The organism is Geodermatophilus sp. SYSU D01180 (assembly GCF_054050415.1).
Window position 1 is genome coordinate 15681 of record NZ_JBJGZH010000035.1, and the last position, 19740, is coordinate 35420.

Below are 19740 nucleotides of genomic sequence, written 5' to 3' on the forward strand. Positions count from 1 at the left end.
CACGGCGCGCGGCCTCGATCGGCGACGACCCTATCGGCACCGGGGCGGGGCCCGTCCGGGTGAGGTCAGGCCCCGGCCACGAGCTCCGGGAGGTCACCCGGCGGGGCCGGCGCGGGCAGCGCGGGGCCGGCGGCCGGCGCGGCGGCGACCACGCGGTCGCGGCCGGTGGCCTTGGCGGTGTACAGGGCGCGGTCGGCGGCCTCGAGCAGGGCGGCCGCCGAGGTGCCGTCGGCCGGGCAGACGGCGACGCCGACGCTCACGGTGACGGCGACGTCCTCGCCGTCGAGCAGGTGGCTGGTGGCGGCGACCTCGCGGCGGACCTGCTCGGCGCGGGCCAGCGCCTGCTCCCGCCCGGCACCGGGGAGGACCACGACGAACTCCTCGCCGCCCAGCCGCGCGGCCGTGTCGCCCTCGCGGACGGCGGCGGCGAGCGTCCCGGCGACGCCGAGGAGCACCCGGTCGCCGGAGGCGTGCCCGAAGCGGTCGTTGACGGCCTTGAAGTGGTCGACGTCGACGACGAGCAGCGACAGCTGCCCGGTGCGCGGCCGGCGGGCCAGGTCGGCCTCCAGCACCCGGTCGAGGTGCCGGCGGTTGTGCAGGCCGGTGAGCGGGTCGCGGACGGCCTCCTCGGCGACGACCGCGCGCAGCCGCTCGATGACCTCCACCTGCTCGGCCAGCTGCCGGTTGAGCCGCTCGACGGCGAGCTGCCGCCGCTGCTGCTCGCTCACGTCGCGCACCACGAGGATGCGGCCCAGCGCGCGGCCGCGGGGGTCGGCGACGGCGGAGTCGCGCACGTCGAGCCACACGCCGGGCCGGACCTCGGCGACGCGGTGGCCGTCGCGGCGCTCGGTGCTGAGCAGCACCCCGACCGCGCGGGGGCCGGCGACGTCGTGGAGGGGCCGGCCGACCAGGTCGCCGTCGAGGTCGGGGCGCAGCTCCCGCAGCATCCGGGTGGCGGCGGGGTTGCAGTCGATGAGGACGCCGTCGGGGTCGACGACCAGCACGGCGTCGGGGACGGTCTCCACGACCTGCTCGCGGGCGACCGGGACCAGCCGCAGCAGGCCGCCGCGGAAGATCGCCCAGCAGTCGACGAGCCCGGTGAGCAGGAAGAACAGCGGGGTGACGTCGGTGCCGTGCCCGTCGAGCTGGGACCCGACGGCGACCACGTTGCCGACCGTGGACAGGAACGCCGAGCCGAGCAGGATGCCGATCTGGCGGCGGAAGACGCCGGCGACGCGCAGCCAGCGGCGGGCGAGGACGGCGTAGGCCACGCCGATCAGCGCGTAGGAGTAGGCGGTGTGGGCCAGGAACAGCGGCCCGAACGTCACCCGGGACTCGGCGCCGGCGGTGCCGGTGACCATGTCGGTCATCACCAGGTCGCGGGTGGCCGGGAACGCCCCGGTCAGGACCAGCAGGACCGGCTCGACCGCCAGCAGCGCCGCGGCGCGCGGCGAGAGCCGCCACGAGGGGTCGGCGACGGTGCGGGCCAGCACCCAGGTGCCCACGACCACCAGCCCGACGGCGGCCATGAGCAGGGGGACGTAGACGCGCTGGACCGGCTCGCTGCCGGCCAGGTAGACGACCCCGTCGGCGGCCGACCAGGTGGTGACGCCGGCCATGGTGACCGCGAGCGCGGTGGCCGCGGGGGTGCGCCGCCGCCGGCGCCAGGCCAGGACGGCGGTGCCGACGGCGACCAGCGCGGCACAGCCGAAGACGACGGCCCAGCTCCCCGCGGTCATGCCGCCTCCGCTCCGCACCGGGCGCGCGGACGGCGCCCTCTCCCCCGCCGCATCGGCGGCGGGGGGCGCGGCCTGCAGCGGCGCGGCGCGGCCGTCACCCCCGGGGGTGACGGCGACGGGGCGCCCCCCGCGCGAGCGGAGGGCGCCCCGTCGTCGTCGGTGCCGCGGGCGTTACTGGGCCAGCATGTCCTCGGTGACCACCGACTCGGTGTCGGGGATGCCGAGGTCCTTGGCCCGCTTGTCGGCCATGGCCAGCAGACGCCTTATGCGGCCGGCGACGGCGTCCTTGGTCATCGGCGGGTCGGCGCGCTGGCCGAGCTCCTCCAGCGAGGCCTGGCCGTGCTCCAGGCGCAGCCGGCCGGCGACGAGCAGGTGCTCGGGGGCGTCGCCCGCGAGGATCTCCAGCGCCCGCTCGACGCGCGCGCTGGCCGCGACCGCGGCGCGGGCCGAGCGGCGCAGGTTGGCGTCGTCGAAGTTGGCCAGCCGGTTGGCGGTGGCCCGGACCTCGCGGCGCATCCGCCGCTCCTCCCAGGCCAGGACCGCGTCGTGGGCGCCCATGCGGGTGAGCAGCGCGCTGATCGCGTCGCCGTCGCGGACGACGACCCGGTCGGCGCCGCGGACCTCGCGGGCCTTGGCGGCGATGCCCAGCCGGCGGGCCGCGCCGACCAGGGCCATGGCCGCCTCCGGGCCGGGGCAGGTCACCTCGAGCGACGAGGAGCGGCCGGGCTCGGTGAGCGAGCCGTGCGCGAGGAAGGCGCCCCGCCAGGCGGCCTCGGCGTCGTTGATGCTGCCGGAGACCACCGACGGCGGCAGGCCGCGCACCGGGCGCCCGCGCTGGTCGACCAGCCCGGTCTGGCGGGCCAGGCCCTCGCCGTGCTTGGCGATCCGGACGAGGTAGCGCACGCCGCGGCGGATGTTGCCGCCGGCGAGCACGCTGACCCCGCTCGTGTAGCCGTAGACCTCGCTGATGTCCCGGCGCAGCCGGCGCGCGACCGAGCCGGTGTCCAGCTCGGCCTCGATGACCACCCGGCCGCCCACAATGTGCAGGCCGCCGGAGAAGCGCAGCAGCGCCGTCACCTCGGCCTTGCGCTCGGAGGTGCGCGTGCACTCCACCCGCGACAGCTCGTCCTTGACCATGGCCGTCATCGCCACGACGACCACCCCCTGCTCTGCTGCGGCGCCATCCTCGGCGTCACCTCTCCCCCTCGTACCGTCCGGGCACCCCCGCTCCCGGTGCTCCGGCTGGGACCGTTCCCGCTCACCGCGCCTCGACCACCGAGCTCAGTGCGGCCGCCAGCCGCGCGGGGTCGTGGCGTGGTGATCCGTCGGGCGCGGCGACCGGAGCCAGGACCAGCTCGGCGCCACACTCGCGCACCGCTGACAGGAGACCACAGCGGTCAACCACCGATTCCGCATCCGCGACCACGGTGTGCAGCGCCACACCGCCCAGGTGCCCCTGCAGCACGCGGAGGTGCTCCTCCGGCGAGAAGCCGTCGGTCTCCCCCGGCTGCGGCTCCAGGTTGAGGACGACGACCACCCGGGCGCGGGTGGCGGCCAGCGCGGCGCGCAGCCGCGGCACCAGCAGGTGCGGCAGCACCGAGGTGTACCAGGAGCCGGGGCCCAGCGACACGACGTCGGCCGCGGCGATCGCCTCGAGGACGTCGGGGTGCACCGGCGGGTCCGGCGGCGACACGAGGATGTCGCGCACCCGGCCCGGGGTGGACGCGATGGCGACCTGCCCGCGGATGGTGCGGGTGCGCGCGGGGTCGTCGGGGTCGACGGTCTCCACCCGGGCGACGAGGTCCAGCGGCACGTCGGCCATCGGCAGCACCCGGCCGCACGCGCCGACCAGCTGGCAGACCGCGTCGAGGGCGCGCACGGTGTCGCCGCCGTGCAGCTCGACCAGCCCAATGAGCAGCAGGTTGCCGACGGGGTGCCCGGCCAGCACGCCGGTGCCGCCGAGGCGGTGCTGCAGCAGCCGGGCCATCTCCTGCCGGCCGTGGTCCTCGCCGGCCAGCGCGGCCAGCGCCATCCGCAGGTCGCCGGGCGGCAGCACCGGCATCTCGCGGCGGATGCGGCCGGACGAGCCGCCGTCGTCGGCGACCGTGACGACGGCGGTGAGGTCGGGCGTGATCCGCCGCCAGGCGCCCAGCGCCGCCGCCAGCCCGTGGCCGCCGCCGAGGGCGACGACCCGCGGCGCGGCGCCCGGGGACGGGGCGCCCACTACTCGCGGCCCAGGTCGCGGTGGCGCGCGACCGCGTCGGTGCCCTCGGCGCGCAGCCGGCGGGCGAACTCCTCGGCGATGGCGACGCTGCGGTGCTTGCCGCCGGTGCAGCCGACCGCCAGCGTCAGGTAGCGCTTGCCCTCGCGCCGGTAGCCGGGGATGAGCAGCCGCAGGACCTCGGTGTAGCGGTCGAGGAACGGCCCGGCGTCGGACTGGCCGAGCACGTAGTCGCGGACGTCGGCGTCCTGCCCGGTGTGCGGGCGCAGCTCGGGCAGCCAGTGCGGGTTGGGCAGGAACCGGGCGTCGACGACGAGGTCGGCGTCCAGCGGCAGCCCGTACTTGAAGCCGAAGCTGAGCACGGTCGCCGTCAGCGGCGGCGTGCGGCCCTCGCGGGCGAAGGCGTTCTCCAGCGTGGCGCGCAGCTGGTGCACGTTGAGGTCGCTGGTGTCCACCCACAGGTCGGCCTCGCCGGCGATGCCGGTCAGCAGCGTGCGCTCGGCGGTGATGCCGTCGAGGGGGCGCCCGGAGCCCTGCAGCGGGTGCTCCCGCCGGTTGGACTCGTAGCGGCGCACCAGCACCTCGTCGCGGGCGTGCACGAACACCACCCGGGGGCGGTGGCCGGCCTCGGCGAGCACCCGGATGGCCTCCTGCAGGTCGCTGGAGAAGGCCCGGCTGCGGACGTCGACGACGGCGGCGAAGCGGCGCACGTCGCCGCGGGCGCCGAGCTCGACCATCGGCAGCAGCAGCGCCGGCGGCAGGTTCTCCACGACGTACCAGCCGAGGTCCTCGAGCACCCGGCCGGCGGTGTTCTTGCCCGCGCCGGAGAGCCCGGTGACGACGACGACCTCGACCGGCGGGGTCTCGGTGCTCGCCGGGTCCAGCCCGGCGGGGACGTCGGCGTGCGGCCCGTGCTGGCCCTCCGGGGACGGCACCGGCGCCGTCCCCGCGTCCTGACCGGCGCTCACGAGGCGACCCGGCCGACCTCGGCGGTCTCCCCGGCCCCGGTGCGGGGGGTGCCCCGCTCCGCCGGCCCGCTGGGTGCCGTGGTGCTCTCCACGACGGTCTCCGCGACGGTCTCCGCACCGGCCTCCGCGGCCGCGTCCTCCCCCGCGGGACGGTCGGCGGCGGGCTCCGCGACGGCGGCCATGACCGCCTCCGCCGTCCGGCGGCCGATGCCGGGGACGGCCGTCAGCTCCTCCACCGTGGCCGCGCGCAGCCGCTTGAGGGACCCGAACTGCTTCATCAGCGCCTTCCGCCGCGTCTCCCCGAGACCGGGGACGTCGTCCAACAGGGAGACCAGCATGCTGACCGAACGCTTCTGCCGGTGGTAGGTGATGGCGAACCGGTGGGCCTCGTCCCGCACCCGCTGCAGCAGGTACAGCGCCTCGGAGGTGCGCGGCAGGATCACCGGGTCGCTCTCCCCGGGCAGCCACACCTCCTCCATGCGCTTGGCCAGCCCGCAGACGGCGACGTCGACGATGCCCAGCTCGTCCAGGGACCGCGCCGCCGCGGCGACCTGCGGAGCGCCGCCGTCGACGACCAGCAGGTTCGGCGGGTAGGCGAACCGGCGAGGCCGGCCCTCCTCCGCGGCGACGCCCTGCTCGTCGCGCCGGTCGGCCTCCTCCTTGAGGTGCCGGGCGAAGCGGCGGCGGACCACCTCGGCCATCGCCGCGGTGTCGTCGGTGCCCTCGTGCACGGCGAAGCGCCGGTAGTCGGACTTCTTCGCCAGCCCGTCCTCGAACACCACCATCGAGGCGACCACGTTGGTCTGCTGCACGTGGCTGATGTCGATGCACTCGATGCGCAGCGGCGCCTCGGGCAGCTCGAGCGCCTCCTGCAGCTCCGCCAGCGCCAGCGAGCGGGCGGTGAGGTCGCTGGAGCGCTTCACCCGGTGCCGGGCGAAGGCCTCCTTCGCGTTGCGCTCGACGGTCTCCAGCAGGCTGCGCTTGTCGCCGCGCTGCGGCACGCGCAGGGACACCCTCGAGCCGCGCAGCTCGCTGAGCAGCTCCTCGTAGACGTCGGCGTCGTCGGGCAGCTCGGGGACGAGCACCTCCCTGGGCACCGACTCGCCCGCCTCGAAGGAGCCGGTCTGCTCGTCGACGCCGCCGTAGACCTGGAGGAGGAACTGCTCCACCAGCTCGCCGGTGGTGACCTCCTCGACCTTGTCGATGATCCAGCCGCGCTGGCCGCGCACCCGGCCGCCGCGGACGTGGAAGACCTGGACGGCGGCCTCGAGCTCGTCCTGCGCGAAGGCGACGACGTCGGCGTCGGTGCCGTCGCCGAGGACGACGGCCTGCTTCTCCATCGCCCGCTTGAGCGCGCCGAGGTCGTCGCGCAGCCGGGCGGCCTTCTCGTACTCCATCGCCTCGGCGGCCTCGGCCATCTCGCGCTCGAGGCGCCTGACCATGAGGTCGGTGCGGCCGGCCATGAAGTCGCAGAAGTCGTCGACGATCGCCCGGTGCTCCTCGGCGCTGACCCGGCCCACGCAGGGCGCGGAGCACTTGCCGATGTAGCCGAGCAGGCACGGCCGGCCGATCTGCCCGGCCCGCTTGAACACGCCGTTGGAGCAGGTGCGGGCGGGGAAGACGCGGGTGAGCGTGTCGAGGGTCTCGCGGATGGCCCAGGCGTGCGCGTAGGGGCCGAAGTAGCGGACGCCCTTCTTCTTCGGCCCGCGCATCACCTGCAGCCGCGGGTACTCCTCGTTGAGGGTCACGGCCAGCGACGGGTAGCTCTTGTCGTCGCGGTACCGGACGTTGAACCGCGGGTCGAACTCCTTGATCCAGTTGTACTCGAGCTGGAGGGCCTCGACCTCGGTGCCGACGACGGTCCACTCGACGCTCGCCGCCGTCGTGACCATCTGCCGGGTGCGCGGGTGCAGGCCCGCGACGTCGGCGAAGTAGCTGTTCAGCCGCTGGCGCAGGCTCTTGGCCTTGCCGACGTAGACGACGCGGCCCGTGGGGTCGCGGAACTTGTAGACCCCCGGCGACTCGGGGATGGAGCCGACCGCCGGGCGGTACGTGGACGGGTCGGGCACGCACCCACAGTAGGTGGCGCGGCCGACGGTCTGCTCACCCTCGGTCGCGGGGAACCACATCCGTGTGGTTCAGCCCACCCGCGACTCCAGCCAGGCGAGCAGGTCGGCGGTCACCTCGTCGCGGTTGGTCTCGTTGAACACCTCGTGGCGGGCGTCGGGGTAGACGTGCTGCCCGACGGGCAGGCCGCGGTCGCGCAGCAGGCCGGCGAGCGCGGTCACCTGGGCGGCGTCCTCGCCGCCGACCGGGTCGCGCTGCCCGGACAGCAGCAGCACCGGCAGGCCGTCCGGCAGCCCGGCGACGGCCTCGGGGGTCGCGGCGCGGGCGACGAGGGCGAACATCCCGGCGCCGTAGCGGCGGGTGGGCGGGACGTCGTCGCCGCACAGCGGGTCGGCGAGGTAGGCGTCGACCTCGGCCGGGTCGCGGGTCAGCCAGTCGTAGGGCGTGCGGGCCGGCTCGAACGGTGCGTTGAAGGCGGCGAGGGCCTCCATCGGCTCGTCGCCCGCCCCGCCGGCGACCGCGGCCTCGAGCTGCTGCGCCGTCGCGGCGAAGTGGGGGGCCACGCCGATCGGCCCGGACAGGACCAGCCCGGCCAGCCCGTCGCCGTCCCGCTCGGCCGAGGCCAGCGCGACCGCCGAGCCGAGCGAGTGGCCGAGCAGGACGTAGGGGACGCCGGGGTGGTCGGCGGCCAGCCGGCGGCCGAGCTCGCGGACGTCGTCGAGGACGGCGTCGCTGCCCGCGGCGTGTCCGGCGGCGGGGTCGCCGAACCGGCCGGGACCGGTCGACCGCGCGGTGAGCCCGTGCCCGCGCTGGTCCTGGGCGGCGACGGCGAACCCGCGGGCGGTGAGCGCGGCGGCCAGGCGGCCGTAGCGGCCGGCGTGCTCGGAGAGCCCGTGCACGACCTGCACGACCGCGCGCACCTCGCCGTCGGGGATCCAGCGGCGCTCGGAAAGCCGCGTGCCGTCGGCGGCGGGGACGAGGGTGGGGTCGGCGGACAGGGTCATGGGTGCACCGCCGCGACGGCGCGCCGGCCCAGGCGGACGGCGCGGGTGCCCAGCAGGAGCGCCGCGACCAGCCCGACACCGCCGGCGACGACCGCGACCGCACCCGGGACGGCCTCGCCGCTGACGGCGAGGGCCGCGACGGTCACGAGCGCGACGAGCACCAGCGTGGAGCGGATCCCGTCACTGGGCCGGGGCTGACCGCAGTGCGCCAGGTCGGGATCGCAGTCGGGCGTGAGCGCGCTCATGGGCGACTCCTCCATCGAGGGCCCCGCCACGCCGCCCCACGGCGTGACGTCCGTCACACAGACGATAAGCGCAGTGACGCCCGGCGTTCAAGCCGTCGCCGCGGGCGGCCCCTTCACGGTGAGGATCGGGCAGTCCACGGAGAGCAGGATCCGCTGGGCCGCGCTGCCCATCAGCAGCTTCCCGACGGCGCTGCGCCGGCGCAGGCCGATGACCAGCAGCTCCGCGCCGGTCTCGGAGACGGCGTCGGCGAGCTCCTCGGCGACGTCGCGGCCGATCGGCTGGCGCAGCTCGACGGGCAGGCCGGAGACGGTGAGCTCGTCCTGCAGCCGGCGCAGCGGGGCGCCCTGCAGGTACTCCTCGTCGACCAGCGCGTCGCCGCGGCTGCTGTTGACGACGACCAGCCGGGCGCCGCGGCGGTGCGCCTCGGCCAGCGCGTGCTCGAGCGCCGCCTCCCCGCGCGGGGTGGGCACGTGCCCGACGACGACCACCGGTTGCCGGCTCACCGCTCCTCCTCCCCGTCGGCGGGCGCACCGACGCGCTCGTGGTGCCGCAGCCCCTCTCCCGCCTGCAGTTCCTCCGGGGTGGAGCGGCGGCCGCGCACCGCGCGCAGCACCACCGGCAGCACGAGCGCGAGCAGCGCCAGGAACAGCACGACCCGGCTGAACCAGGTCTCGACCAGCACGCCGAGGTCGCCGCTGCTGATCGCCAGCGCGCGCCGCAGGTTGGTCTCGGCGACCGGGCCGAGGATCAGCCCGATGACCGCGGGTGCGACCGGCCAGCCGTAGCGGCGCATCGCGAAGCCCAGCAGGCCGAGGACCAGCAGCAGGACCAGGTCCAGCGGGTCGGCGTTGACCGCGTAGCAGCCGAGCGAGGCGAACAGCAGGATCCCGGCGTAGAGGTAGGGCCGCGGGACGCGCAGCAGCTGCACCCACACCCGGGCCAGCGGCAGGTTGAGCACCAGCAGCATGACGTTCCCGATGAGGAGCGCGGCGATCAGCGTCCAGACCAGCGAGGACTCGGTGGACAGCAGCGTCGGGCCGGGCTGGATGCCGTAGCCCTGGAAGGCGGCCAGGATGATCGCCGCGGTGGCCGAGGTGGGCAGGCCGAGGGTGAGCAGCGGGACGAGCACGCCGGCGGCCGCGGCGTTGTTGGCCGCCTCCGGCCCGGCGACGCCCTCGATCGCGCCGCGGCCGAACTCCTCCGGGTGCTTCGTGAGCTTCCGCTCGGCCGCGTAGGACAGGAACGTCGGGATCTCCGCGCCGCCGGCCGGCAGCGCGCCGAGCGGGAAGCCCAGCGCCGTCCCGCGCAGCCACGGGCCGACCGAGCGGCGCAGGTCGCGGCGGGTGAGCCAGGGCCCGGAGGCGGCCATCACCTGCACCGGCCCGCGGCGCAGCCGGGAGGCGACGTAGAGCGCCTCCCCGACGGCGAACAGCGCGACCGCCACCACGACGACGTCGACCCCGTCGGTCAGCTGCGGGACGCCGAGGGTGAACCTCTCCTGCCCGGTGAGCACGTCGGTGCCGACCAGCCCGAGGTAGAGGCCGACGCCGAGGGAGGCCAGCCCGCGCAGCGGCGAGGCGCCGAGCACGGTGGCCACCGCGACGAAGGCCAGCACGGCGAGGGCGAAGTAGTCGGCCGGGGTGATGCCGATGGCCAGGTCGACGACGGTCGGCGCGACCAGCGCCAGCAGCAGGGTGGCGATCGTGCCGGCGACGAACGACCCGATCGCCGCGGTGGCCAGCGCGGCGGCGCCGCGGCCGGCCTTGGCCATCCGGTTGCCCTCGAGCGCGGTCATGATGGAGCTGGACTCGCCGGGGGTGTTGAGCAGGATCGACGTCGTCGACCCGCCGTACATGCCGCCGTAGTAGATGCCGGCGAACATGATGAACGCCGTCGTCGGCTCCAACGCGTAGGTGACCGGCAGCAGCAACGCCACGGTCATGGCCGGGCCGATGCCCGGCAGCACGCCGACGGCGGTGCCGAGCAGCACGCCGAGCAGCGCGAACAGCAGGTTGACCGGGGTGAGCGCGTCGGCGAAGCCGGCGGCCAGGTCCGCGAGCGCGCCCATCAGAACCAGCCCGTCGCCAGCTCGAGGAGGGTGCCGCCGGGCAGCGCGACGCCGAGGCCCTTGACGAACACGATCCAGACGACGACCGAGAGCACCCCGCCCGCGAGCAGCGGCCGCACGATGCCGCGGGCGCCGAGGGCCCAGGCGACGAGCGCGAACATGAGCGTGACCGCCAGCGGCCAGCCGATGACGTTGATGAGCAGCGCGTGCCCGAGGAAGGCGACGGCGATGATGCCCACCGCGGACCACGACGTCGGGGCGTCGGGGTCGACGTCCTCGCTCTCGTCGGAGGGCCCGCGGTCCCCCTTGAGCACGCGGAAGCCCAGCGCCAGGGCGGTGGCCAGGACCACCCCGCCGACCAGGTAGGGGAAGAACCGCGGGCCGATGGTGTTCGCCGAGCCGGGGACGGCGATGCTCGCGGCGTCGAGGACCAGGTAGAGCCCGAGCGCGCCCAGCAGCACCACCATCGCCAGCTCGCCGCGGCTGACGCCCGTCGGTGGTGGGGCGGGGTGCCGGGACTCCGCGGCGTCGTGCGTGCCGGTGGCGTCGGCGGTGGACACGTCCGGGTCCGGCGAGCCGCCGCTCACTGCACGAGCCCGATCTGCTCGAGGATCGCGCGCACCCGCTCCTCCTCGTCGGCCAGGAAGTCGCCGTACTCGTCGCCGGTGAGCAGCAGGTCGTCCCAGCCGTTGGTCTCGACCGCCTCGGCCCACTCGGGCGTGTCGTGGACGTCGACGACGAGCTGCGTGAGGTCCTCGCGCGCCTTCGCCGACATCCCCGGCCGGGCCATGAGGCCGCGCCAGTTGGAGACCTCGACGTCGAAGCCGGACTCGACCAGCGTCGGGACGTCGGGCACCTGCTCCGACCGCTCGGCCGTGGACACCGCGAGGCCGATCAGGTCGCCGGTGCGGACCTGCTCGCCGTAGTCGGTGGGGCCGGAGATGCCGGCGGCCACCTGGTTGCCGAGCAGCGCGGCCAGCGACTCGCCGCCGCCGGAGTAGGCGATGTAGTTGACCTGCGCGGGGTCGATGCCGGCGGCCTCGGCGAGCAATCCGGCGAGGATCTGGTCGGTGCCGCCGGCCGAGCCGCCGGCGATGGGGGTGCCGGCCGGGTCGGCGGCCCACGCCTCCACGAAGCCGGCGATGTCGGTGTAGGGCGCCTCGGCCGGGGCGACGATGAGCTCGGTCTCGCCGATGAGCCGGGCGATCGGGGTGACGTCGGACAGCCGGGTGGTGGAGTCGTTGGTGTCCACGGCGCCGACCATGACCAGGCCCATCATCATGAGCAGCGCGTCGTCGGTCTCCCGGGCGAGCTGGCCGAGGCCGATGGTGCCGCCGGCGCCCTCGACGTTGAAGACCTGCACGTTGCGGGCCAGGCCGCTGGTCTGCACGACCCGCTGGAAGACCCGCGCCGTGGTGTCCCACCCGCCGCCGGGGCTGGCCGGCGCCATCAGCCGCAGCCGGGAGAGGTCGCCGGGCTGGACGACCGTCCCGGCGCATCCGGTGACCGCCCCGGCCGCGGCCGCCAGCGCCGGCACGGCCACCGTCCCCGCGAGGAAGGACCTCCGGCTCAGGGGCACCGACGGCCTCCCCTCGGTGGTGACGTCGGTCACACCGGACGCTAGACCCGGCCGGAGGCGCGGTCCAACGCGCGGTCGAGCCGGCGGACCCCGACGTGCGGGTTGCGCGGTCGGCTCCGTGACGGCCGGGCCCGGGACGGCGACGCGGTCCCGGCGGACCCGGCCGGCGGGGTCACGCCGAGGGCGGCGGGGTCATCTGGGCGATGCGGACGGAGTTGCCGAACGGGTCGCGGAAGCCGAAGTCGATGCCGTAGGGCTGCACCACCGGCTCCTCCGGCAGGTCGACGCCCCGCTCCTTGAGCGCGGCGTGGGTCTTGTGCGCGTCGTCGGTGGTGAGGAACAGGTGGCCGCCGCCGGCGCCCTTGGTGACCAGGTCGCGCACCGTGTCGGCGATCTCCGGGCTCACCGACGGCGGGGCGGGCCGCTCCAGCAGCACCGCGTGGCCGGGGTCGCTGGGCAGGACCACGGTGAGGAAGCGCATCGGCCCGAACTGCTGGTCGGTCTGGACCTCGAAGCCCAGCTTGCCGACGTAGAAGTCCAGCGCCTGGTCCTGGTCGAGGACGTAGAGGGAGGTGATCGAGATGGAGGTCAACATGCCGACGACGCTAGGGGCGGGCGCCGTCGGCGGGCTTCTCCGGAACTGCTGTCTTCTCGCTGGGCCGCAGCCAGCGCATGCCGAAGCAGGAGGGCACCGGCGCCAGCGGCCCGCGCCGCCGGTAGACGCTCGGCGGCTCCCCCACGACCTCGGTGAACACCCGGCTGAACGTGCCGAGGCTGGAGAAGCCGACGGCCATGCAGACGTCGGTGACCGTGCGGTCGGTGCTGCGCAGCAGGAACATCGCCCGCTCCACCCGGCGGCGCTGCAGGTACCGGTGCGGCGTCTCGCCGAAGGTCTCCTTGAAGGTGCGGATGAAGTGCGCCTCGGAGACGTGCGCGATGCGGGCGAGCGCCGGGACGTCCAGCGGTTCCCCGTAGGAGCGGTCCATCTCGTCCCGCGCCCGCAGCATGCGCCGGTTGGAGTCCTCGCTGGCCCGGCTCACCCAGGCAGCATCCCAGGGCTCGACGGGATCCTGACGCACGACGGCGGGACGTCACTCCGCGGAGGGCGGTCCAGGGCCACGGGGGGGGTTCGGGCCACCCGCTCACCCCACGAGCCGGCGGCACCGCGGGCAGGGGTCGTCCGCCACGCGCCACGGGGCGTCGAGCACCTGCACGATCGCCCCGCAGAGAGCCACCTCGTTCTCCCCCGTCAACTCCTCCGCGCTGCGGTGCACCTCGACGGCGTGCACGAGCCCCGCCTCCCCGCCCGGGCTCATCCGTGGGGGCCAGCAGGACCGCGGCCGGCCGCACAGGAGGCTCGCGCCGGCCGCACTGACTGTTCGGTCAGTAATCACGACCCCAGCGTGCCCCGGATCACATCCGGCCGCGCCTCGGACGATGCCGTCTTGTTACCGTGGGCGTCGTCCTCGCAGGTCAACCGCTTGTCCGGTCGGTCGTCGAACGTATGGATCGAACGCGTGGACGACGTGCTGACCGCTCCGGTGCCGGTGGTGCCGCCGCGCCGGCCGGGCTGTCGTCCGGGCCGCTGGGTGCGGTGCAGGCCGCGGACCGGGAGATCGCCCGGCCGACGGCGCTGCGGGCGCGGGCGGTGGCGGCGTTCGCGGCCTCCCGGCCGGCCTCGGTGGATCGTCCGCAGGGTGCGCTGGGTGCGCTGGGTGCGCTGGGGGCGATGTCGGCGGAGCGGTGGGCGGCGCGGCCGGAGGTGCTGCGGCCGGTGAGCGCGTGGGCGACGCAGGAGCTGGCGGTGGCGCTGTCGTTGTCCGCGGAGGCGGCGCACGCGCTGTTGGAGCGGTCGCTGACCCTGGTGCACCGGCTGCCGGCCACGCTGGCGGCGCTGGAGGCGGGGATGCTGCACCCGGGGCACCTGTGGCCGCTGCTGGACCAGGTCGCACCGATCGCCGACGACGCGGTGCGCGCCGCGCTGGAGGCCGACCTGCTGAGGTGGATGGCGGGGCGGGTGACCACGCCGGCGCAGCTGGGCGCCTGCTCGACCTGGTGCTGCGTCCCGGGGAGACCGGGCTTGCCGCCGGTGCAGGTGCGCCTGGACGTCGTGGCGCCGGTGGGGGCACTGCTGGGCGGCGACCAGCCGTGCGAGATCGACGGGCAGGTGGTGCCCGCGGATGTGGTCCGCGCCGTGCGCACCGCGCTCACCGGCTCCTCGCGCGTGACCACCACGCCCGGGGCCCAGCGGCCGTCGACACCCCGGTTGACAACATCCCGGACGCCAGCGCCCCGGTCGCCGACACCGCAACCAACACCGCCGCAACCAGCACCACCGCGGTCGACAGCGCGCCCACCGGTTCCGACGGCCCGATCGGCTCCGACACCGAGGCTCCACCGGCGCCTCCGCTGTGCGCGGGCACCGGGGACGGGCAGCTCGATCCGGACTTCGTCCGGTGGTGGATCGACACGGTGCGCCGGGTGCTGGTCGAGGAACTGGCCGGCGGGCACCCACCCCTGGTCGATCTCACCGAGGTGGGGGCGCGGTGGGCGATCGGCGAGGGCTCAACCGAGCCCGGTCCACCGCCGGACGACGGGTCAGCGCCGGGCGAGGAGCCTGACGGCTGGTGGGCGCGCGCCGACTGCGCCGTCGACGACGCCGGCACCGCCCTGCTCACCGCCCAGCGGACACTGGGCCATGCCGCCCGGATGGTCGCCACCGCCGAGCGCGCCGACACCGCCGACGAGACCGCCCGGGCCGACAGCCCCGCCGGGCGGATCACCGCCGCACCCGACGCCCTGACCGCCCTCGCCGCCGCGACCGACGCCGCGCGGGAGGCGCTCGCCGACCTCTCCGGCGCACCGCCGGCGGCGGGCTGGCCGACCGGCCCCGCTTGGTCCTCACCGACGCCCTCACCGGCGCGCTGCTCACCCTCACCGACCTACCGGCCCTGCACCGCGCGGACACCACCGGCACCGGCCTCACCGTCCCCGGCCCCACCGCCGGCTACCACCCCGCCACGGCACTCGACCGGCACGCCCGGGCCCGCGACCGGCGCTGCCGGTTCCCCGGCTGCCGCCGCCGCACCGGCCACCTCGACCACGCCGTCCCCTGGCCGGCCGGACCCACCGCCGCGCACAACCTCGCCGGCTACTGCGCCGGCCACCACCGCGGCAAGCACCAGGCCCCGGCTGGCGGCACGACCTCACGCCCGACGGCACCCTCACCGTCACCACCCCCACCGGCCTCACCGCCGTCACCACCCCACCGCCCTACTGAGGCGCACCGGCTCAGGGACCCGGGACGTTGACCGGTCCCGGAGCCCGCGGACACGATGACGGGCGCACGCCATCCACGGCCGACCTGCCGTGCACCGGCCCGAGTGGCGAGCGACCATGGGGGACACGGAGTCGACAACGGCGCAGGACCTGCCCGCCGTCCAGGCCGGTCGGGTCATCACCCACGACTGGACGTAGCGGCGCCCCGAGGCCCTCGTGCCGACCGTCCGCGGACCCACGACACCGCCGCACCTGCTCCTCACGGCGCTGCTGGTCCTCGGCCTCGCGCTGGCCGCGCCCGGCACCGCGTCGGCGCACCCGCTGCTGCTCGCCACCGAGCCGGTGGCCGACAGCACCGTGAGGACGACCCCGCAGGCGGTCACCCTGACCTTCGCGGCCCGGCCCGCGGGCGGCGAGGTGGCGGTCACCGGGCCGGACGGCGCGTCCGTCGGCGCCGGCCCGGTGGTGCTCGACGGCGCCGTGCTGGCCGCACCCGTCGCCCTCACCGCAGCGGGCCGGCACGCCGTCACCTGGTCCGCGGTCTCCGACGACGGCCACCGGCAGCGCGGCGCCTTCGTCTTCTACCACGCACCCGCGGCGTCGCCGTCCGGACTCGCGCCGGCCGGGAGCACCCCGCCGCCCACCGCCGCCGAGCCGGCCGGCACCGGCACGGCGTCCACCCCCGACGACGGCGGCGCAGCGGCCCGGGCGGTGCCCGTCCTCGTGGCCGTCGCGCTCACGACCGTCCTGGCCGCCAGGCTCCTCGCCCGGCGCGGACGCCGCTGAGGCGCGGCGGGGCCGGTCTCAGTCCGCCTGCTCCCAGCGCCGGCCCGCGCGGGTCACCCGGCCGCGCGCGAGCTGCGGGAAGTGGGCGCCCACACCGGAGGTCCCCTCCTCCCCCAGCTCCCGCCACAGCCGCCGGCGGGTGCGGTCGGCGAGGGCGGCGTCGACGTCCCCCATCGACCGCCACCCCGGCTCGGCCAGCTGCACCGGGCAGGTGATGGCGTCGCCGAGCAGCACCAGGCGCTCGTCGCCGGAGGTCACCGACACGGCCAGGTGCCCCGGCGTGTGCCCGGGCGTCAGCACGGCGTCGACCCCGGGGGTCACGGTGGCGTCCCCGGCGAGCGGACGCAGCCGCCCGGTCCCGGCCCAGCGGCGGAAGCCGGTGCGGACGTGCGCGGCCATCTCCCCCGGCCCGTCGACGAAGTGGGCGCCGTCGGCGGCGCCGAACCAGATCGTCGCTCCGGGGAACACCGGCTCCCCGTCGGGCCCGAACAGCCAGCCGACGTGGTCGGCGTGCAGGTGCGTGCACACGACGTCGGTCACGTCGTCCGGGTGCACGCCGAGCGCCCGCAGGCCGGTCGGCAGCTGCCCGCCGACCAGCAGCATCCGGTCCGGCAGCGTCTGCGCCTCCGGGCCCATCCCGGCGTCGACCAGGACGACCCGGCCGCCGGTGCGGACGACGAAGCAGCCGATCGGCAGCCACGCCGCGTCGTCCCGGTCGAACAGCTCCGGGTGCGCGCCGGGCGGGACGTCCCCGCCGAAGTAGCTCCGGCGGGCGACGAACGTCCCGTCCGCGACGGCGTCGACCCGCACGTCCCCGACGCGCACCCGGTCCCGCTCAGCTCGCGCGCTTGCGCGTGGCCCGCTTCTTCGGGCCGGCGGCCGCCGCCTCGATCGCGGCGGCGTCCAGCAGCGGTACCAGGTACCGGCCGGTGTGCGACTCGGGCACCGACGCGACGAACTCCGGCGGCCCCTCGGCCACGACCGTGCCGCCGCGGAACCCGCCCTCGGGCCCCATGTCGATCAGCCAGTCGGCGCTCTTGATCACGTCGAGGTTGTGCTCGATGACGATGACCGAGTTGCCCTTCTCGACCAGCCCCTGCAGCACCTGCAGCAGCTTGCGGATGTCCTCGAAGTGCAGGCCGGTGGTCGGCTCGTCGAGGACGTACACGCTGCGGCCGTTGGACCGCTTCTGCAACTCGCTGGCCAGCTTCACCCGCTGCGCCTCGCCGCCGGACAGCGTCGTCGCCGGCTGGCCGAGCCGCACGTAGCCCAGGCCGACGTCGGTCAGCGTGCGCAGGTACCGCGAGATCGCCGGGATCGCGGCGAAGAAGTCCGCGGCCTCCTCGATCGGCATGTCGAGGACCTCGGCGACCGTCTTGCCCTTGTAGTGCACCTCGAGCGTCTCCCGGTTGAACCGGGCGCCCTTGCACACCTCGCACGGGACGTAGACGTCCGGCAGGAAGTTCATCTCGATCTTGAGGGTGCCGTCGCCGGAGCACGCCTCGCAGCGCCCGCCCTTGACGTTGAAGGAGAACCGCCCCGGCTGGTAGCCGCGGATCTTCGCCTCCGACGTCTGCGCGAACAGCTTGCGGACCTGGTCCCACACGCCGGTGTAGGTGGCCGGGTTGGACCGCGGGGTCCGGCCGATCGGCGACTGGTCGACGTGCACCACCTTGTCCAGGTGCTCGAGCCCGGTGACCGTCCGGTGCCGGCCCGGCACCATCCGCGCCCGGTTCAGCTCGTTGGCCAGGACCGTGTAGAGGATGTCGTTGACCAGGCTGGACTTGCCCGAGCCGGACACCCCGGTGACGCCCACCAGCATGCCCAGCGGGAACGTGACGTCGACGCCCTTGAGGTTGTGCTCCCGGGCGCCCTTGACCACCAGCTCGCGACCGGGCTGCGGCTGCCGCCGCACCTTCGGCACGGTGATCTCCTTCCGGCCCGACAGGTACTGCCCGGTCAGCGACTCCTCGCTGGCGAGCAGCTCCTCGACGGTGCCGCTGACGATCACCTCGCCGCCGTGCTCGCCGGCGCCCGGGCCGATGTCGACCACCCAGTCGGCGGTCTTGATCGTGTCCTCGTCGTGCTCGACGACGATGAGCGTGTTGCCCATGTCCCGCAGCCGGACCAGCGTCTCGATCAGCCGGGTGTTGTCCCGCTGGTGCAGCCCGATCGACGGCTCGTCGAGCACGTACAGGACGCCCACCAGGCCGGAGCCGATCTGCGTGGCCAGCCGGATCCGCTGCGCCTCGCCACCGGCCAGCGTCGCCGCCGGCCGGTCGAGGGACAGGTAGTCCAGGCCGACGTCCACGAGGAACGACAGCCGCGCCTGGATCTCCTTGAGCACGCGGTCGGCGATCGCACGCTCCCGCTCGCCCAGCTCGAGGGCGCCCAGCCAGTCGGAGGCCTCGCCGATCGACAGGCCGGTCACCTCGGCGATCGAGCGGCCGTTGAGCTTGACCGCGAGGATCTCGGGCTTGAGCCGGGTGCCGTGGCAGACGGGACAGGGCACGTCGCGCATGTAGCCCTCGTACTTGTCCCGCATGTAGTCGCTGTCGGTGTCCTCGTGCCGGCGCTCGAGGAACGGCAGCACGCCCTCGAACGCGGCGTAGTAGCTGCGCTCGCGGCCGTAGCGGTTCCTGTAGCGGACGTGCACCTGGTCCGGAGAGCCGTGCAGGACGGCCTTCTGCACCTTCGCCGGGAGCTTCTCCCACGGGGTGTCCATGGAGAAGCCGAGCTGGTCGGCCAGCCCGGACAGCAGCCGCTGGAAGTACTCGTTGCTCATCGAGCCGGCCCACGGGGCGATCGCGCCCTGCGCCAGGCTCTTCTCCGGGTCGGGGACGACGAGGTCGGGGTCGACCTCCTTGCGCGTCCCGATGCCGGTGCACTCCGGGCAGGCGCCGAACGGCGAGTTGAACGAGAACGAGCGCGGCTCGAGCGCCTCGAACGACAGGCCGTCGTCGACGCAGGCCAGGTGCTCGGAGAAGGTCCGCTCGCGCTCCGGGTCGTCCTCGGGCAGGTCGACGAAGTCGAGGACGACGAGGCCGCCGGCGAGGCCGAGCGCGGTCTCGACCGAGTCGGTGAGGCGGCGCTTGGCGCTCTCCTTCACCGTCAGCCGGTCGACGATCACCTCGATCGTGTGCTTCTCCTGCTTCTTGAGCTTCGGCGGCTCGGTCAGCGGGTGCACCACGCCGTCGACCCGGACGCGGGAGAAGCCCTGCGTCTGCAGCGAGCTGAACAGGTCGACGTACTCGCCCTTGCGCGCCCGCACGACCGGGGCGAGCACCTGGAAGCGGGTGCCCTCCTCCATGGCGAGCACCTGGTCGACGATCTGCTGCGGCGTCTGCCGGGCGATCGGCTTGCCGCAGTTGGGGCAGTGCGGCTGGCCGGCGCGGGCGTAGAGCAGCCGGAGGTAGTCGTAGACCTCGGTGATGGTGCCGACGGTCGACCGCGGGTTGCGGTTGGTCGACTTCTGGTCGATCGACACCGCGGGCGACAGGCCCTCGATGAAGTCGACGTCGGGCTTGTCCATCTGGCCGAGGAACTGGCGGGCGTAGGCCGACAGCGACTCGACGTAGCGCCGCTGGCCCTCGGCGAAGATCGTGTCGAAGGCCAGGCTCGACTTGCCCGACCCGGACAGCCCGGTGAAGACGATCAGGGCGTCGCGGGGCAGGTCGATGTGGACGTCCTTGAGGTTGTGCTCACGGGCGCCGCGGACGACGAGACGGTCCAAAGTGATCCCTGTCGGTCAGCCGGGCCGGCCGGTCTCGCCGGGCCGCGGAG

At 75.3% G+C, this 19740-nt stretch carries 18 protein-coding genes; 2 read left to right on the plus strand and 16 right to left on the minus strand.

The genetic code is table 11. From position 1 onward, the window contains the following. Positions 1-65: 65 nt before the first annotated feature. The 14 genes from ACI8AA_RS21680 to ACI8AA_RS21745 all read right to left on the minus strand — a co-directional run bounded on the left by ACI8AA_RS21680 (position 66) and on the right by ACI8AA_RS21745 (position 13181). On the minus strand, positions 66-1739 hold the full coding sequence (locus ACI8AA_RS21680) for a histidine kinase N-terminal 7TM domain-containing diguanylate cyclase (protein WP_457046438.1): 1674 nt from the start codon (positions 1737-1739) through the stop codon (positions 66-68). Between the two features lie 171 nt (positions 1740-1910). Continuing rightward, the gene (whiA, locus tag ACI8AA_RS21685) at positions 1911-2885 is read right to left on the minus strand and encodes a DNA-binding protein WhiA (protein ID WP_425454189.1); all 975 of its coding nucleotides are present in this window, start codon (positions 2883-2885) and stop codon (positions 1911-1913) included. A gap of 112 nt (positions 2886-2997) precedes the next feature. Next, the gene (locus ACI8AA_RS21690; RefSeq protein ID WP_457046439.1) at positions 2998-3963 is read right to left on the minus strand and encodes a gluconeogenesis factor YvcK family protein; all 966 of its coding nucleotides are present in this window, start codon (positions 3961-3963) and stop codon (positions 2998-3000) included. Further along, positions 3963-4928: an RNase adapter RapZ gene (rapZ, locus tag ACI8AA_RS21695; protein ID WP_457046440.1), complete on the minus strand. Its 966-nt coding sequence runs from the start codon at positions 4926-4928 to the stop codon at positions 3963-3965. Before rapZ ends, ACI8AA_RS21690 begins: the two co-directional genes overlap by 1 nt. Further along, positions 4925-6997 (minus strand): excinuclease ABC subunit UvrC, encoded by a 2073-nt coding sequence (gene uvrC / locus ACI8AA_RS21700; protein WP_457046441.1) that lies wholly within the window; start codon positions 6995-6997, stop codon positions 4925-4927. The genes rapZ and uvrC overlap by 4 nt, the downstream gene beginning before the upstream one ends. Before the next feature lie 69 nt (positions 6998-7066). Further along, complete coding sequence (locus ACI8AA_RS21705) at positions 7067-7999, minus strand: alpha/beta fold hydrolase (RefSeq protein ID WP_457046442.1); 933 nt, start codon at positions 7997-7999, stop codon at positions 7067-7069. Then, positions 7996-8244: a hypothetical protein gene (locus ACI8AA_RS21710; protein ID WP_457046443.1), complete on the minus strand. Its 249-nt coding sequence runs from the start codon at positions 8242-8244 to the stop codon at positions 7996-7998. The genes ACI8AA_RS21705 and ACI8AA_RS21710 overlap by 4 nt, the downstream gene beginning before the upstream one ends. 87 nt (positions 8245-8331) lie before the next feature. Further along, on the minus strand, positions 8332-8748 hold the full coding sequence (locus ACI8AA_RS21715) for a universal stress protein (protein ID WP_457046444.1): 417 nt from the start codon (positions 8746-8748) through the stop codon (positions 8332-8334). Beyond that, positions 8745-10313, minus strand: a complete 1569-nt coding sequence (locus tag ACI8AA_RS21720; RefSeq protein WP_457046445.1) for a tripartite tricarboxylate transporter permease — start codon at positions 10311-10313, stop codon at positions 8745-8747. The genes ACI8AA_RS21715 and ACI8AA_RS21720 overlap by 4 nt, the downstream gene beginning before the upstream one ends. Beyond that, positions 10313-10873, minus strand: coding sequence for a tripartite tricarboxylate transporter TctB family protein (locus ACI8AA_RS21725; RefSeq protein ID WP_457046446.1), 561 nt, complete (start codon positions 10871-10873; stop codon positions 10313-10315). The genes ACI8AA_RS21720 and ACI8AA_RS21725 overlap by 1 nt, the downstream gene beginning before the upstream one ends. Positions 10874-10896: 23 nt before the next feature. After that, complete coding sequence (locus tag ACI8AA_RS21730; protein WP_457046447.1) at positions 10897-11925, minus strand: Bug family tripartite tricarboxylate transporter substrate binding protein; 1029 nt, start codon at positions 11923-11925, stop codon at positions 10897-10899. Between the two features lie 139 nt (positions 11926-12064). Next, the gene (locus ACI8AA_RS21735; protein ID WP_457046448.1) at positions 12065-12487 is read right to left on the minus strand and encodes a VOC family protein; all 423 of its coding nucleotides are present in this window, start codon (positions 12485-12487) and stop codon (positions 12065-12067) included. A 10-nt stretch (positions 12488-12497) separates the two neighbouring features. Continuing rightward, the gene (locus ACI8AA_RS21740) at positions 12498-12932 is read right to left on the minus strand and encodes a helix-turn-helix domain-containing protein (protein WP_457046449.1); all 435 of its coding nucleotides are present in this window, start codon (positions 12930-12932) and stop codon (positions 12498-12500) included. A gap of 102 nt (positions 12933-13034) precedes the next feature. Next, the gene (locus tag ACI8AA_RS21745) at positions 13035-13181 is read right to left on the minus strand and encodes a hypothetical protein (protein WP_457046450.1); all 147 of its coding nucleotides are present in this window, start codon (positions 13179-13181) and stop codon (positions 13035-13037) included. 1605 nt (positions 13182-14786) lie between these two features. On the opposite strand from ACI8AA_RS21745, the gene ACI8AA_RS21750 reads away from it, so the two are divergent. Both ACI8AA_RS21750 and ACI8AA_RS21755 read left to right on the plus strand, forming a co-directional pair. Further along, positions 14787-15203, plus strand: coding sequence for a hypothetical protein (locus ACI8AA_RS21750; RefSeq protein ID WP_457046451.1), 417 nt, complete (start codon positions 14787-14789; stop codon positions 15201-15203). A 184-nt stretch (positions 15204-15387) separates the two neighbouring features. After that, complete coding sequence (locus tag ACI8AA_RS21755; protein ID WP_457046452.1) at positions 15388-15957, plus strand: copper resistance CopC family protein; 570 nt, start codon at positions 15388-15390, stop codon at positions 15955-15957. 18 nt (positions 15958-15975) lie between these two features. On the opposite strand, the gene ACI8AA_RS21760 is transcribed toward ACI8AA_RS21755, so the two are convergent. Together ACI8AA_RS21760 and uvrA are read right to left on the minus strand one after the other, a co-directional pair. Then, entirely contained in the window at positions 15976-16782 is an 807-nt protein-coding gene (locus ACI8AA_RS21760) for an MBL fold metallo-hydrolase (protein WP_457046453.1), read from the minus strand. A 10-nt stretch (positions 16783-16792) separates the two neighbouring features. Next, complete coding sequence (gene uvrA / locus ACI8AA_RS21765) at positions 16793-19690, minus strand: excinuclease ABC subunit UvrA (RefSeq protein ID WP_457046454.1); 2898 nt, start codon at positions 19688-19690, stop codon at positions 16793-16795. Positions 19691-19740: the final 50 nt, after the last annotated feature.